The organism is Pseudoalteromonas sp. MelDa3, assembly GCF_002863625.1.
Taxonomy (GTDB): Bacteria; Pseudomonadota; Gammaproteobacteria; order Enterobacterales; family Alteromonadaceae; genus Pseudoalteromonas; species Pseudoalteromonas arctica.
Window position 1 is genome coordinate 1 of the sequence record NZ_PJBR01000212.1, and the last position, 1,081, is coordinate 1,081.

Annotated in this window: 1 protein-coding gene; it reads left to right on the top strand. The window is 43.0% G+C overall.

What is annotated here, in order from left to right:
• The first annotated feature begins 97 nt into the window (after positions 1-97).
• Entirely contained in the window at positions 98-1,066 is a 969-nt protein-coding gene (locus tag CXF89_RS19190; protein WP_121955490.1) for an IS30 family transposase, read from the top strand.
• Positions 1,067-1,081 lie beyond the last annotated feature (15 nt).

A 1,081-nucleotide genomic window follows, 5' to 3' on the forward strand; every position in this document is an offset into this window, starting at 1 on the left:
CCTAGATTCAAATTGTAAGTGCATAACTTGTTTTGGCTAGATTAAGTGGTCAGTTGCTCATAAGCTAACTGCTTTTTCTCCGGCAAGAGATTTTACAATGAGACATTACAAACAACTGACCTATGCGCAAAGATGCCAGATCGCCGTTCTAAAGAAAAGTGGTTTTACGCAACAAAGTATTGCTGAGCTAACTAATTTATCGCAATCTACGATTTCAAGAGAGCTTTCTAGAAATACAGGTAAGCGAGGTTACAGACACAAACAAGCTCATGAGCGGGCTTTGTTTCGCCGAAGAAGTGTAAGAAAACCGCTTAAGATGACACCTGAAATGATAGCTTTAATTACCCAGAAGCTTAATGAGAAATGGAGTCCTGAACAAATAACGGGATGGTTGCGCAAAGAAAGTGAACGGTCTGTCAGCCATGAATGCATTTATCTGTATATCTGGGAAGATAAAAAAGCAGGTGGTGAGTTATACCTACATCTGCGCCGACACGGTAAGAAATATCACAAGCGCAGTAATGGTAAAACAAACCGAGGGCAAATAAAAAATCGCGTTAGCATTGAAGAACGTCCACAAATAGTTGATGAGAAAGGTCGTATCGGAGATTGGGAAATAGATACCGTCATAGGTAAAGGTCATCGAGGCGCCCTTGTTACCATTGTAGAGCGGGTCACCCAATTCACTGTATCAACTCAGGTGGCAGGCAAAACAGCACAAGCCGTCACTGCGGCGACGATAGAACTATTAAGGCCATATAGGTCAGCGCTTCATAGCATCACGGCTGACAATGGAAAAGAGTTCGCTTATCACGATCAAATCACAGAGGCTTTAAGTGTTCCTGTTTATTTTGCTCACCCTTATCACTCATGGGAGCGCGGATTGAATGAAAACACGAATGGATTACTACGCCAGTATTGGCCGAAGAGCACAGATTTTAAGGCGGTAACACCAGCGCAAGTTATACCAGTACTTGAGCAACTTAATAATCGTCCGAGGAAGACACTTGGATTTGAAACGCCTGCAAAATTGATGCAGGATCACTTGGCGGCTAAAGCCGCCTAAACGTTATGCACTTCA

Bases quoted from the DNA above. Each gene is read 5' to 3' on its own strand.
- CXF89_RS19190 (WP_121955490.1), top strand. From the start codon at position 98: ATGAGACATTACAAACAACTGACCTATGCGCAAAGATGCCAGATCGCC.